Below are 14,257 nucleotides of genomic sequence, written 5' to 3' on the forward strand. Positions count from 1 at the left end.
ATTTTTTATACATATAAATTTAGAATATCAGTAAACAAAATAATATAAAAATAAAAGATGAAATCTGAACTTATAAAGAAAAACACTATAAGACCATCTTTAATAGAAATGTCCAATGGATGAACAAAACATCTTCTGACCCAGTAAGAAATAAATATAAGACTATAATCCTCTACATAGAAAATTTTTCTTACTTTATAAACTTCAGAGCAGTGAATTTATAATGCCGAACTTTTAAGGATGTGGTTTTTATGGAACTTTTTATTACAATTTTTCTTCAGGTAACTGGTGGATTGGGAATGTTCCTCTATGGAATGGATCTTATGTCAAAGTCCTTTCAGGAAATAGCTGGAAACAGATTAAGGGAGATAATTCATAAAATGACCTCAAACATATTCCGAGGGATTATTGTGGGAACTTTTATAACGGCCATTATTCAGTCTAGCTCAGTTACCACTGTTATGGTTGTAGGGTTTATAAACGCCTCTCTCATGACTCTGAGACAGGCCATAGGCATAATCTTAGGGGCAAACATAGGAACCACGATAACAGGATGGATACTTGTTTTTAAGATAACAGAGTACGGACTCCCTATGATCGGTATAGGGGCTTTTGTTTTTCTCTTTTCGAAAAATCCAAAGAGGAAAAAAAGAGCCTCGATCTTCATAGGTTTAGGACTTATTTTTCTGGGATTGACCCTTATGAAAAAAGGAATGGCTCCCTTAAAGGATATGCCTCAATTTATAGAATTTTTCCACATCTTTTCTGCAGAAAGCTATAGAGGCGTCATCTTATCTGCACTTACAGGGGCTGCCTTGACCTCTATACTTCAGTCCTCATCTGCCACTATAGGTATCACCATGGCCCTTGCAACTCAGGGACTTATTATTCCAAAAACTGCAGTTGCACTTGTTTTAGGAGAAAACATAGGAACCACAATAACAGCATATCTAGCCTCTCTCAAGACACGGTCAGATGCAAAGAGAGCCGCCTATGCCCATATTCTCATAAAGATAGTAGGAGTATCCTTGATACTTCCTTTTTTCTACGGCTATGCTTCGATAATCGAGAGGTTAACCCCTCCTGAAAAAAATATCTCCGAATATATCGCACTTTCTCACACCCTTTTCAACATTGGAAATGCCGTTATATTTTTACCCTTTATAAATATATTATTAAGATTTTTAAATAAAATAGGAGTTGATAAAAAAGAAAATGAGTCAGAGTCTTATGTAACTGAAAAACTATACCAGTTCCCCTTAGCATCCCTTGAAAAATCGAGACTTGAAGTTAGTCAAATGATAACCAGATTCAGAGGAGATCTATATATTTTCATCCGACTAATAAAAAGTGAACTATCTCCAGAGAACTCTGAGCTTCTCTTTGAAGGGGAAAAATACCAAGATGAAAAAAAAGACTCTATTTTTAAAAACCTTACAGGTCTACTTCACTCTACAGACTCTAAAAACATTTTGAAATCCATTAGGCTGTTGCTTCTTTTGGCAGACACAATGGAATCCCTAGGAGATTATGCAGCAAGCCTTGGAAAAATATACAAAAAAACAATAAATAACAAACTTATTCTACCTGAAAATTTTATCAACCAGATAGATTATTACCATGAGAAAATAGCCATGTCCTTGGAAAACCTAGAAAAAATAACCATGAACCCCAATATACAGGAGATAATAAATGAAAAAAAAATATGTCAGGATATCTCCACTGCTCTCCAATTTGTCGACCCCCTCAAAAATGTAGATTATCCAGAGCATATTTTTATGGAGGTCTTATCAAAGTACAGGAGAATAAACAGACATATTTTATTTATGTTAAACAATCTAGAAGAAGAGATAAAATTGCAGATGAGTTGATTATAATGTATACTCGCAATTCAATTCTACAGCACTATACTTATATTGATATATACCTAAAAAGAACGCCTTTTAAAGAATAAAGTCTGTTTTTCTATTATTGACAACAATTGTCTTTTGTGGTAAGATCATTCCAATATATTAAAATAAAATTTATTTTTTTCTCATATAAGCTGCTAATAAGGTGCAGTGTATCTACGATTAACCTAAAATTAATCTCTATGAGTGAAAGCGGTTCAGCAAATTTAAGGCCTGAGTCTAATCTTTCACCAGCTTAAAAGGTGAAGTTTGGACTTAGGCTATTTTTATTAGAATTAATTTATCTTAAGGAGGAATTCAGTTCATGTTGAATGGAAAAATTATCAAAGAGGCTATAACTTTTGACGATGTTCTACTGGTACCACAAAAATCTGATATCTTACCAAATGAAGTTTCGCTCAAAACAAAAATTACAAAAAATATAGAACTAAATGTTCCAATTTTAAGTGCTGCCATGGACACAGTAACAGAGGCAAAACTGGCTATAGCCTTAGCAAGACAGGGTGGATTGGGATTCATCCATAAAAATATGGCTATTGAGGAACAGGCTGCTGAGATAGATAAAGTTAAAAGAAATGAAAGTGGTATGATCACAGATCCTATAACTCTAAACAGGGAATCTACCCTTGCAGATGCTGATGGTATAATGGCAAAATACAGAATCTCTGGACTTCCTGTAGTAGAAAGCGACGGAACTTTAGTCGGTATAATCACAAATAGAGATCTGAAATACAGAAAAGATCTAGATGAAAAAGTAGAAACTATAATGACAAAAGAAAATCTTATAACAGCTTCTGTAGGTACTACTCTTGAAGAAGCAAAAGAGATCCTTTTGGAAAACAGGATAGAAAAGCTTCCAATAGTTGATGAAAATTCCAAGCTTATGGGACTTATAACAATAAAAGATATTGATAATATAGAAGAATATCCAAATGCCTGCAAGGACTCTCGTGGAAGACTCAGAGTAGGAGGAGCTGTAGGTGTAGGAGCTGATACTTTAGAAAGAGTAGCTGCCCTTGTAAAATCAGGTGTAGATATAATTACAGTAGATTCTGCTCACGGACATTCTAATGGTGTAATTCAAACTGTAAAAAAAATCAGAGAAGCATTCCCTGATCTTGATATAATCGGTGGAAATATAGTAACTGCCGAAGCTGCCAAGGATCTTGCTGATGCAGGAGCAACTGCAGTAAAAGTAGGAGTAGGACCAGGTTCTATATGTACTACCAGAGTGGTAGCTGGTGTAGGGGTTCCTCAGATATCTGCGGTAAACGATGTATATGAAGCTTGTAAAGAAAGAGGTATAGGAGTTATTGCCGATGGTGGAATAAAACTTTCTGGAGATGTTGTAAAAGCAATAGCTGCAGGTGCTGACTGTGTTATGATCGGAGGGCTTTTAGCCGGTACAGAAGAGGCTCCTGGAGAAGAGATCATTTTTGAAGGAAGAAGATTCAAGGTTTATGTGGGAATGGGTTCTCTAGCTGCAATGAAGAGAGGTTCTAGCGACAGATATTTCCAAAAAGAATCTGAGGCAAAAAAACTTGTTCCTGAAGGTATAGAGGGAAGGGTTGCTTATAAAGGTAAATTAGAAGATGTGATTTTCCAACTTACAGGTGGACTAAAGGCAGGTATGGGGTATTGTGGTACTGCCACTATAGCAGATCTTAAAAAAGATGGTAAGTTTGTAAAAATAACAGGTTCTGGACTAATCGAATCACATCCTCACGATATAAACATTACAAAAGAAGCTCCAAATTATCATAAATAAATTCTTCAGCTGCTGAAATATTTCAGCAGCTTTTTTTTATTCTTTGATACTCTTCCGCTTTCTATCTTTACAGGATTTTAATTTTTCACTTTGAATAACTATATGAATCATATTTCAAAATATCTTTCCTAAAACATATAAAAAAAACTTAAACTCAGTTTCTTGACTTTTTTTCAAAAAAGTTATATATTAAACATAAGAAGTTTAGCACTCACTTTGATAGAGTGCTAACAAAAATTAAAAGGAGGTTTACTATGAATGATAAATACACAGAAAAATCAGTTCTTGCCATAAATGATGCCCATAATTATGCATTAAAATACAAGCACACAAATATCAAACCTGAACACCTTGCCTTGGCTTTAATGACTCAAAATGATGGACTTATTCCAAGGCTTCTTGAAAAAATGGGGCTCAACCTCACCTCGCTGATAAAGGAGATCCAAAATGAATTGGATAAATACCCCAAAGTAGAAAGTTCATCCCAGGGAAATTTGACACTTGAAGCTACCACCAACAGGATAGTCATGGAAGCTGAAGATATTATGAAAAAAATGGGAGACTCTTATATAAGTGTAGAACATCTTTTTAAAGCCCTTTTAAAAAATCTTCCCATTTTAAAAAGGATGGGGATAGATAGTAAAGAGTTTGAAATAGTTCTCACTGAAGCGAGAGGCAGCCAAAAGGTGGACTCTCCAAATCCAGAAGGTAAATTTGAGGCACTTTCAAAATACGGAAAAGACCTTGTGGAACTTGCTAAAAAAGGAAGCCTTGACCCAATTATAGGAAGAGATTCAGAGATAAGAAGGGCTATTCAAATATTGTCTAGAAGGACAAAAAATAATCCAATTCTTATAGGGGATCCCGGAGTAGGGAAGACTGCCATAGTAGAGGGACTGGCCCAAAGGATCCTCAAAGGGGATGTTCCAGATTCCCTCAAAGGAAAGACTATATTTTCTTTGGATATGGGATCACTTATTGCAGGGGCAAAATTCCGTGGAGAATTTGAAGAAAGGCTTAAAGCTGTTTTAAAAGAGGTAGAAGAATCTAAGGGAAATATTATTCTTTTTATAGATGAGATCCACACCATAGTAGGGGCAGGGAAGACAGACGGAGCCATGGATGCAGGAAATATCCTAAAACCAATGCTTGCAAGGGGAGAGGCTAGAGTTATAGGGGCTACAACAGTAGACGAATACCGCAAACACATGGAAAAAGATGCTGCACTAGAAAGAAGGTTTCAGACCATAATGGTCGACGAGCCAGATGTGGAAGATACAATTTCTATATTGAGAGGTTTGAAGGAGAAATATGAAGTTTATCATGGTATCAGAATAAGTGACTCTGCAATAGTTTCCGCTTCTACGCTAAGTCACAGGTATATAAGTGACAGATTCCTTCCAGACAAGGCTATAGATTTGATTGACGAAGCTGCTGCAATGATAAGAACAGAGATAGACTCTATGCCAAATGAACTAGATGAACTTACCAGAAGAGCCTTACAGCTAGAAATTGAAAAAGAAGCCTTAAAAAAAGAAAAAGATAAGGGGTCCCAGGAAAGGCTTGGAATTTTAGAAAAAGAACTCTCTGAGTTAAACTCCAAAAAATCAATATTAAAGTCTCAGTGGGACTTAGAAAAAAACGAAATCTCCAGCGTAAAAGATATCAAAAAGAAAATTGAAGAAGTTCAGCTAGAGATAGAAAAAGCAGAAAGAGATTATGACCTAAATAAATTAGCAGAGTTGAAATATGGTAAATTGGCTTCCCTTGAAAAGGAATTAAAACTCCAGGAAGAAAAACTTAAAAAGGGGGAGAATACTGCAAAACTTTTAAAACAGGAAGTTACCTCTGAAGAGATAGCAGATATAGTGGCCCGTTGGACAGGAATTCCTGTATCTAAGTTGATGGAAGGAGAAAGGGAAAAAATTCTTCACTTAGAAGACTCTCTGAAGGAAAGAGTAATAGGTCAGGAAGAAGCCATAAAAGCTGTATCTAATACAATCATAAGATCTCGGGCAGGTCTAAAAGACCCAAACCGTCCAATGGGTTCATTTATATTTTTAGGACCTACAGGTGTCGGTAAGACATATCTTGCAAAATCATTGGCACACAACCTTTTCGATGACGAGGACAACGTTGTAAGGGTGGATATGAGTGAATATATGGACAAATTTTCTGTCACAAGGCTTATAGGGGCACCTCCTGGTTACGTAGGTTATGAAGAAGGAGGACAGCTCACAGAATCCATAAGAAGAAAACCATACTCAGTTATACTTTTAGATGAAATCGAAAAGGCACATCCTGATGTATTTAATGTCCTTTTGCAAGTTTTAGACGATGGAAGACTTACCGACGGAAAGGGAAAAGTTGTAAACTTTAAAAATACTCTTGTTATCATGACCTCAAACATAGGAAGTCAGTTTATAATAGAAGACCCTGACCTTTCTGAAAGTACAAAAAAATCGGTGATGGATATATTGAAAACAAATTTCAAACCGGAGTTTTTAAACAGAGTGGATGATACAATTATATTTAAAGCTTTAGATTTACAAGCAGTGGAAAATATAGTGAAGCTTATACTTGCAGATATAAATAAAAAACTAGAAGAGCGTTATATTTCTCTTGAATTTACAGATAAAGCCATAAGGTATATTGCAGAGACTTCCTTTGATCCGCATTACGGTGCCAGACCGCTTAAACGTTTTATTCAAAGGGAACTAGAAACAAAACTGGCAAAAATGCTTCTAAAAGGAGATGTTCCTGACAACAGTAAAATTACAGTAGATCTTTCTAATGGAAATTTGGATTTTTCTATCAATTAAGGGGTGCTCTTGCACCTCTTTTTTATGTATTAAGAGGAAATTTTTGACATAGCCTGTACATTAGTTTAGGTTCACAGACTATAGTGAAGAGGTGATGGTCATGTCAAAGAAACTCATGCCACTGCTAAATACAGATGATATATTTCAAATTTTAAATAAAATATCTATTTTTGGAGGACTAGATGATAAGCAACTTGGTTTCCTTTTTGAAATTTTAAAGCAGTCTAATTATAAAAAAGGAGAGTATATCTTCAGACAGGGTGAAGTACCTTCCAATATATATATTATACAGAAGGGAAGGGTTCGGTTTATAGAGGAATTGGATATGACCCCTTATCAGATTTTTGAATTTGGCGAGGGAAACTGTATAGGGGAGGCATCTGTTCTAAGTAGACAACCCCACGTTGTTTCGGCCGTTGCATGTGAAGATACTCTTATTATAGTTCTTTCAAAAGAGGAATTTTTTAAAATTTTTAAAAAAGATAAAAACCTTTTCAGTATTCTCATCTTAAATATAACAAGAGAGGTCTGCAGACGTCTTAAAAGTAGTGATGATGTTTTACTTCATTATATAGACAAAAGACAAGTATAATTGGTTTTCTTATCTTTATTTATATTAAAATTTAGGAGGTATATATTTATGAACAAGTTAGTTTTAATTCTTTCTCTTCTTATTCTTATTCCAAATTATCTATTTGCTCACTGTGAGGTTCCTTGTGGAATTTATGATGATGAATTGAGATTCAAGGAACTTTATGAAAATACCGCCACTATCGAAAAAGCTACAAAAATAATAATTGAAATTTCAAAAGACAAGTCCCCAGACTACAACCAGCTGGTTCGATGGATAAATACAAAAGAGATCCATGCTGAAAAAAATCAATCTATAGTTTCTCAATATTTTTTGCATCAAAGAATAAAACCTGCACACAACAACAGTCCAGAATACAAAGATTATATTCGATCCTTAGAGCTTCTCCACCAAATCTCTGTATATTCTATGAAAACTAAACAATCTACAGACCTTAAAAATATAGAACTTTTAAAAGATTCTATTCATGACTTTCAACATCATTATTTAAAAGAAGATAAGTAGCGAATAATATTCGCTACTTATCTTCTTCATTTATTATATAAATTACATTGCCTTTTACAAAAGAGGCTGGGAATTTTTTTCCAGACAAAACTAACTCAAGTATCTCTTTTTTATCATTTTTTAAAATAAACAATTTTTTTCTACAACTATTTATTACCCCTAAACCTAGACTTATTCTATTGTATTTATGATCTTTACCTTCCAACGAAGGCACAACAGTTCCTTCCATATCCAGATTATCAGAAAAAAGAGAAGCTGTATGACCGTCCTTTCCCATCCCTAGAACTATAAAATCAAAGGATTTTTTTTTACCTTTTATAAAATCTTCCACTTCTTTTTCATATTCTAAACGACTAATTTCCAAACTTTCCATGTACTTTATAGTTTTAATATTTTCAATAGGTATATTTATCTTGCTAAAAAGATTATCCCATAAAAGTCTATTATTACTGTCTACGTGAGTTGGAGGAAGATACCTCTCATCTACCATAAAAATTTCTACGTTTTCCCAATTTATTTCCATCTTTACAAGTCGTTTAAAAAGTTCTTTAGGAGTATTCCCTCCAGATAAGGCTACAGAAAAACTTCCTTTTTCTGATAAATAATTTTTATACTCTTCCATAAATATCTCAGCTGACCTGTCAAAAAGGTCTTTCTCATTTCTGGTTTTTATTACCATCTAAAACCACCTCTTCATGGAACTCACATGTATTCCCAAATCTCCAGCATCTTCCATCTCTTCCTAAAAGAAGCTCCGCTTTCTCAGGTCCCCATGAACCGGCAAAATAATTTGGTAGTTCCCCTTGATAACTGTGTTCAAAATATTCATTTATAGAGTCCACAACTTCCCACATAGCCTCTATACTGTCCTGCCTTGCAAATAAGGTCAGATCCCCCTTTACACAATCTAAGAGAAGTCTTTCATAGGCATCTAACGATAATATATGTGCCAAATCCTTATAGTTAAAGTCCATCTCCACAGGATGAGGAAAATTTTCACTCCCAGGATATTTCAAGTTTAATCTAACTGATATTTTTTCTTCAGGCTGTATAGATATCAGAATACCATTGGGAACTATCTTATTATATTTATCTCCAAAAAGCTTTAAAGGAGGTTGCTTAAACTGCAGATAGATTTCCGTGACTCTTTCTCTCAGTCTTTTTCCTGCTCTTATATAAAAAGGAACATCTGCCCATCTCCAGTTGTCTATATAAAATTTCCCTGCAATGTATGTTGCCATTTTTGAATTTTTTCCTACATCTTTTTCCTCAGTATATCCAACTACACTTTTTCCTCCGGATTTACCAGGTCCATACTGCCCTTTTACAATATTCTTTTTAAGATAATTAGAATTCATCGATCTTATAGATTTGAAAACTTTTAGTTTTTCATCTCTGATTCTGTCTGCATCAAAGTTTGCAGGAGGTTCCATAGCAACAAGAGATAAGAGCTGCATTACATGATTTTGAACTATATCTCTGATTACTCCAGCCTTTTCATAAAATTTTCCCCTATGCTCTATTCCAAGGGTTTCCGCCGCTGTTATTTGGACATGGTCAATAAAATTCCTATTCCATAGCGGTTCAAATATACTGTTCCCAAATCTGAAAAATAATATATTTTGTACAGTTTCTTTTCCTAGATAATGGTCGATTCTATAAATTTCATCTTCTTCAAATGCTCTTAAAACTATACGGTTTAGTTCTTTTGCACTTTCTTTGTCCACTCCGAAAGGTTTTTCCATAACTATTTTTTTTTCATATATTGCAGAGCAAAGGCTTGATTTTTCCAGATGTTTTATTACAATAGGTGCATATTGCGGCGGTATGGCCAGATAAAAAATAACCTGCCTTTTTTCATCAGCTATCTCAATTGATTTTTCATAAATTTTTTCATACATTTTTTTGTCATCAAAAGCACCTGATATATAATGAAATTTTTCCAGAAACTCTCCCCATTTTTTCTCTGATTTTTCAGAGACAAATTTATTTAGAGAAGTTTTTATAATATTTCTATACTCTTCTTCTGTAAGATCAGGCATTCCACAGGAGATGACATTAAAATCTTTATGCAATTGATTTAAATTAAAAAGATTATTCAGTGATGGTGTCAGCTTTCTCTGACTAAGGTCTCCAGCACCTCCGAATATCACAAGGGTAAAAGGAAGTTTTTCATTATTTTTACAATCTTTTTGTGCCGAATCCAAATCGATATGTCCGTCCATAGAGTTTTAACCTCCTTTTTTGCTTTTTACAGAGTGGCCTCCAAATTGATTTCTAAGCCCTGCTATAACCTTGTCACTAAAGGTTTCATCTTTTCTAGACCTAAACCTTTGAAGAAGTGAAAGAGTAATAACAGGAGCCGCAACTCTCTCCTCTATGCTCTCCATAACAGTCCATCTTCCCTCTCCCGAATCATCCACATAGCCTTTTATCCCTTCTAGATTACCTTCCTTTTCAAAAAGTGCCCCACAAAGTTCTAAAAGCCAAGAATCAATAACACTTCCGTGCTGCCAAACCTTAGATATTTTTTCAAGATCCAGGTCGAACTCCTTCTTTTCTTTTAGTATCTCAAATCCTTCTCCAAAGGCTTCCATCATAGCGTACTCTATACCGTTATGAACCATTTTTACAAAATGTCCAGACCCTGCAGGTCCCATGTATTCATACCCACCTTCAGGCTTTGAGAGGTCTTTTAGAATAGGCTCTATAAAGTCATAACTCCTTTTATCGCCCCCTATCATAAAACAGTATCCTTTTTCAAATCCCCATATCCCACCGCTGGTTCCGGCATCCATCAGGGTATGTCCATTTTTGCTTATATTTTCTTCAAGTTTTACTGTATTTTTATAGAATGAATTCCCTCCATCTACTATTATTTTGGATTCTGCACACCTCATAGATATATCTAGTATCGTGTTTTCAGTTATCTCTCCTGCAGGAAGCATAGACCATATTATATCAATGTTTCCTTTTTCAGCCTCTTTACATAATTTCTCTATACTTTCTACAGCCTTAGCTCCCATATCTTCAAATTCCTTCCTGAGTTCAGGACTAATATCATAAACCGTAACATCATGTTTTTTTTCTATGAGTTTCTTAGCCATATTCCCACCCATTTTCCCCAAACCTATCATGGCTATTTTCATCTGCCACCTCCTATATACAGTATTTTCTTCTACACCTCATTAAAAATTTTTACTGTGCAATTAGTCTAATTCCTCTTAATTCCTTTATTCTAATTATCATATTTAGATTATTAGTTATAAATTTACTTTTAAATTTAACTGTGAATTTAATCTGTATTTAATGCAAAAAGGACCTTCATAAAGAAAGTCCTTTAAAATTATTATTAATATAATTTTCTCACAATAAATTTTTGATTTTTATAAATAATAGCTGTTTAACGGTACACAAATTGATAATATAATTAATATCATGGGAATATATTGTCTCATTATTTCCCAAAAAATAAAAAAAAGCTTGGCAAGTACCTATCCTCCCAGAGGGCTGCCCCTCAAGTACTTTCAGCGTATGCAGGCTTAACTTCTGGGTTCGGAATGTGACCAGGTGTACCCCTACAGCTATTCTCACCAAGCTGTTATCAACATTTATATATTGATATCATATTCTTTTGTCTGTCATGGACATTCAAAACTATATAGTAGATTTAGGTTAAGACTTCGACATATTAGTATTGGTCAGCTAAAAACCTCACGGTCCTTACACCCCCAACCTATCAACCTCCTAGTCTCGAAGGTGTCTTAGTTCATATAGAACAGAGTACTTATCTCAAAGCTGGCTTCCCGCTTAGATGCTTTCAGCGGTTATCCGTTCCAAACGTGACTACCCAGCTGTGCCACTGGCGTGACAACTGGTACATCAGAGGTTTGTCCATCCCGGTCCTCTCGTACTAAGGACAGATCTTTTCAATACTCTTGCGCCTGCAGTGGATAGGGACCGAACTGTCTCACGACGTTCTGAACCCAGCTCACGTACCGCTTTAATGGGCGAACAGCCCAACCCTTGGGACCTTCTCCAGCCCCAGGATGCGATGAGCCGACATCGAGGTGCCAAACTTTGCCGTCGATATGGACTCTCGGGCAAAATCAGCCTGTTATCCCCAGAGTAGCTTTTATCCGTTGAGCGACGACCCTTCCATTCGGAATCGCCGGATCACTATGTCCTGCTTTCGCACCTGCTCGACCTGTCAGTCTCGCAGTCAAGCTCCCTTATGCCATTGCACTCTTCGGTTGATTTCCATCCAACCTGAGGGAACCTTTGAACGCCTCCGTTACTCTTTCGGAGGCGACCGCCCCAGTCAAACTGCCCACCTAGCACTGTCTCTATGCGTACAAAGCACAGATTAGAATTTCAAAATTACGTGGTTGGTATTCCACCAGCGACTCACACACAGCTAGCGCCATGCCTTCATAGTCTCCCAACTATCCTATACACGTAATGCCAAAACCCAATACCAAGCTACAGTAAAGCTTCATGGGGTCTTTCCGTCCTACTGCAGGTAACCGGTATCTTCACCGGTAGTACAATTTCACCAGGCCTCCCGCCAAGACAGCTCTCAAGTCATTACACCATTCGTGCAGGTCGGAACTTACCCGACAAGGAATTTCGCTACCTTAGGACCGTTATAGTTACGGCCGCCGTTCACCGGGGCTTCAATTCGGAGCTCTCACTCCTCCTCTTAACCTTCCGGCACTGGGCAGGTGTCAGCCCATATACATCGCCTTTCAGCTTAGCATAGACCTGTGTTTTTGCTAAACAGTTGCTTGAGACTCTTCACTGCGGCCACCAATCGCTTTAGTTCGCTTGTAACTATCACAATCAGTGGCACCCCTTCTCCCGAAGTTACGGGGCCATTTTGCAGAGTTCCTTAGCGAGAGTTAGCCTGTACGCCTTAGGTTTCTCACCCTGAACACCTGTGTCGGTTTCGGGTACGGGCGGTTATAATTTAACGTTTAGAAGCTTTTCTCGGCAGCGTGGGATTTGCACCTTCGTCCGAAGACTCCGCGTAACACCTCAGATATAACCTGGCGGATTTTCCTACCAAGTCACCCTACATGCTTGCACATGGACAACCGTCGCCATGCGCGCATACCCTTCTGCGTCCCTCCATCACAAACTATAACCGGCGCAGGAATATTAACCTGCTTTCCATTCGCCTACGCAATCTAGCCTCGGCTTAGGTCCCGGCTTACCCAGGGAAGACAAACTTTACCCTGGAACCCTTGTTCTTCCGGCGAGGGGGATTCTCGCCCCCTTTCTCGCTACTCATTCCTGCATTCTCACTTCTGATACCTCCAGGGTCCCTTATCAGTTCCCCTTCAACGGCCTACAGAACGCTCTCCTACCAATCCAACTTAAAAGTTGAATTCCACGACTTCGGTTTATAGCTTAGCCCCGTTACATTGTCGGCGCAGAGACTCTCGACCAGTGAGCTATTACGCACTCTTTAAAGGTATGGCTGCTTCTAAGCCAACCTCCTGGTTGTTACAGAATCTCCACCTCCTTTCCCACTTAGCTATAATTAGGGACCTTAGTCGGTGGTCTGGGCTGTTTCCCTTTTGACCATGGATCTTAGTACCCATAGTCTCACTCCTAAGCTCTAGAACTATGGTATTCGGAGTTTGATTGATTTCGGTAAGCGGTACGCCCCCTAGACCATTCAGTGCTCTACCCCCATAGTTGAACGCTTAAGGCTGCACCTAAATGCATTTCGGAGAGAACGAGCTATCTCCTGGTTCGATTGGCTTTTCACCCCTATACCTACCTCATCCCCCGGCTTTTCAACGACGGTGGGTTCGGACCTCCACTGTGTCTTACCACAGCTTCATCCTGGACAGGCATAGATCACCAGGTTTCGCGTCTACGACCAGCGACTGTATCGCCCTATTCAGACTCGGTTTCCCTACGGCTCCGTTATACTTAACCTTGCCACTGATCGTAACTCGCAGGATCATTCTCCAAAAGGCACGCCATCAGTCCGAAGACCTCTGACCGCTTGTAAGCACACGGTTTCAGGTTCTATTTCACTCCCCTCCCGGGGTTCTTTTCACCTTTCCCTCACGGTACTATTCACTATCGGTTAACAAGAGTATTTAGCCTTACGAGATATGGTCCTCGCAGATTCACACAGGGTTTCACGTGTCCCGTGCTACTCGGGAGAGAACGCACAACTTAAAGAGTTTACCTGTACGGGGCTATCACCCGCTACGGCGGAACTTTCCAATTCCTTCCAGTTACGTCTTTAAAATTGCCGGATACCTTGTAGTTCTCCAGGCGTTCTTCCCACTACCCCAATACAGCAACGGCTACATCCTTGACACTGTATTGATTTAGGCTCATCCCCGTTCGCTCGCCGCTACTTAGGGAATCGTTTTTACTTTATTTTCCTCGGGTTACTTAGATGTTTCAGTTCACCCACTTACCTCTTTCGCGCTAGATCTTCAATCTAGCAGGTTGCCCCATTGGGAAATCTGCGGATCAATGCTCAATTGCAGCTAACCACAGCTTATCGCAGCTTATCACGTCCTTCATCGGCTCTTGTTACCTAGGCATTCTCCGTGTGCCCTTAATATCTTAACCTAAATTGTTCATCAGCTAACTCTCTTTCTTGACAAATTTTACTTCGAATGAAATAAAT

At 37.6% G+C, this 14,257-nt stretch carries 8 protein-coding genes, 2 rRNA genes and 1 riboswitch; of the genes, 5 read left to right on the plus strand and 5 right to left on the minus strand.

Annotation, left to right across the window (positions count from 1 at the left end; genetic code table 11):
• The first annotated feature begins 251 nt into the window (after positions 1-251).
• The 5 genes from ILYOP_RS14245 (at position 252) to ILYOP_RS14265 (ending at position 7,596) form a co-directional block, all read left to right on the plus strand.
• Positions 252-1,871: a Na/Pi cotransporter family protein gene (locus ILYOP_RS14245; RefSeq protein WP_013389188.1), complete on the plus strand. Its 1,620-nt coding sequence runs from the start codon at positions 252-254 to the stop codon at positions 1,869-1,871.
• Positions 1,872-2,015: 144 nt separating this feature from the next.
• A riboswitch (purine riboswitch) is annotated at positions 2,016-2,113 on the plus strand.
• A gap of 101 nt (positions 2,114-2,214) precedes the next feature.
• Positions 2,215-3,678, plus strand: coding sequence for an IMP dehydrogenase (gene guaB, locus ILYOP_RS14250; protein ID WP_013389189.1), 1,464 nt, complete (start codon positions 2,215-2,217; stop codon positions 3,676-3,678).
• Between the two features lie 254 nt (positions 3,679-3,932).
• On the plus strand, positions 3,933-6,500 hold the full coding sequence (gene clpB, locus ILYOP_RS14255) for an ATP-dependent chaperone ClpB (RefSeq protein WP_013389190.1): 2,568 nt from the start codon (positions 3,933-3,935) through the stop codon (positions 6,498-6,500).
• A 100-nt stretch (positions 6,501-6,600) separates the two neighbouring features.
• The gene (locus ILYOP_RS14260) at positions 6,601-7,092 is read left to right on the plus strand and encodes a Crp/Fnr family transcriptional regulator (protein ID WP_013389191.1); all 492 of its coding nucleotides are present in this window, start codon (positions 6,601-6,603) and stop codon (positions 7,090-7,092) included.
• Between the two features lie 48 nt (positions 7,093-7,140).
• A complete protein-coding gene (locus ILYOP_RS14265) occupies positions 7,141-7,596 on the plus strand; it encodes a superoxide dismutase [Ni] (RefSeq protein ID WP_013389192.1) in 456 nt (151 codons plus the stop codon).
• Positions 7,597-7,609: 13 nt separating this feature from the next.
• Here ILYOP_RS14265 and pgl read toward each other — a convergent pair whose 3' ends face one another.
• The 5 genes from pgl to ILYOP_RS14290 form a co-directional block, all read right to left on the minus strand.
• A complete protein-coding gene (gene pgl / locus ILYOP_RS14270) occupies positions 7,610-8,275 on the minus strand; it encodes a 6-phosphogluconolactonase (protein WP_013389193.1) in 666 nt (221 codons plus the stop codon).
• A complete protein-coding gene (gene zwf, locus ILYOP_RS14275) occupies positions 8,253-9,821 on the minus strand; it encodes a glucose-6-phosphate dehydrogenase (protein WP_013389194.1) in 1,569 nt (522 codons plus the stop codon). The genes pgl and zwf overlap by 23 nt, the downstream gene beginning before the upstream one ends.
• A gap of 6 nt (positions 9,822-9,827) precedes the next feature.
• Positions 9,828-10,745 (minus strand): phosphogluconate dehydrogenase (NAD(+)-dependent, decarboxylating), encoded by a 918-nt coding sequence (gene gnd, locus ILYOP_RS14280; RefSeq protein WP_013389195.1) that lies wholly within the window; start codon positions 10,743-10,745, stop codon positions 9,828-9,830.
• A 332-nt stretch (positions 10,746-11,077) separates the two neighbouring features.
• A 5S ribosomal RNA gene (gene rrf / locus ILYOP_RS14285) occupies positions 11,078-11,194 on the minus strand.
• Positions 11,195-11,267: 73 nt separating this feature from the next.
• A 23S ribosomal RNA gene (locus ILYOP_RS14290) occupies positions 11,268-14,199 on the minus strand.
• Positions 14,200-14,257 lie beyond the last annotated feature (58 nt).

This window comes from Ilyobacter polytropus DSM 2926 (genome assembly GCF_000165505.1).
GTDB lineage: Bacteria > Fusobacteriota > Fusobacteriia > Fusobacteriales > Fusobacteriaceae > Ilyobacter > Ilyobacter polytropus.

What these genes read in the sequence shown, in the direction of transcription:
- ILYOP_RS14245 (WP_013389188.1), top strand. Translation starts at nt 252, where the DNA reads ATGGAACTTTTTATTACAATTTTTCTTCAGGTAACTGGTGGATTGGGA.
- guaB (WP_013389189.1), top strand. Translation starts at nt 2,215, where the DNA reads ATGTTGAATGGAAAAATTATCAAAGAGGCTATAACTTTTGACGATGTT.
- clpB (WP_013389190.1), top strand. Translation starts at nt 3,933, where the DNA reads ATGAATGATAAATACACAGAAAAATCAGTTCTTGCCATAAATGATGCC.
- ILYOP_RS14260 (WP_013389191.1), top strand. Translation starts at nt 6,601, where the DNA reads ATGTCAAAGAAACTCATGCCACTGCTAAATACAGATGATATATTTCAA.
- ILYOP_RS14265 (WP_013389192.1), top strand. Translation starts at nt 7,141, where the DNA reads ATGAACAAGTTAGTTTTAATTCTTTCTCTTCTTATTCTTATTCCAAAT.
- pgl (WP_013389193.1), bottom strand. Translation starts at nt 8,275, where the DNA reads ATGGTAATAAAAACCAGAAATGAGAAAGACCTTTTTGACAGGTCAGCT.
- zwf (WP_013389194.1), bottom strand. Translation starts at nt 9,821, where the DNA reads ATGGACGGACATATCGATTTGGATTCGGCACAAAAAGATTGTAAAAAT.
- gnd (WP_013389195.1), bottom strand. Translation starts at nt 10,745, where the DNA reads ATGAAAATAGCCATGATAGGTTTGGGGAAAATGGGTGGGAATATGGCT.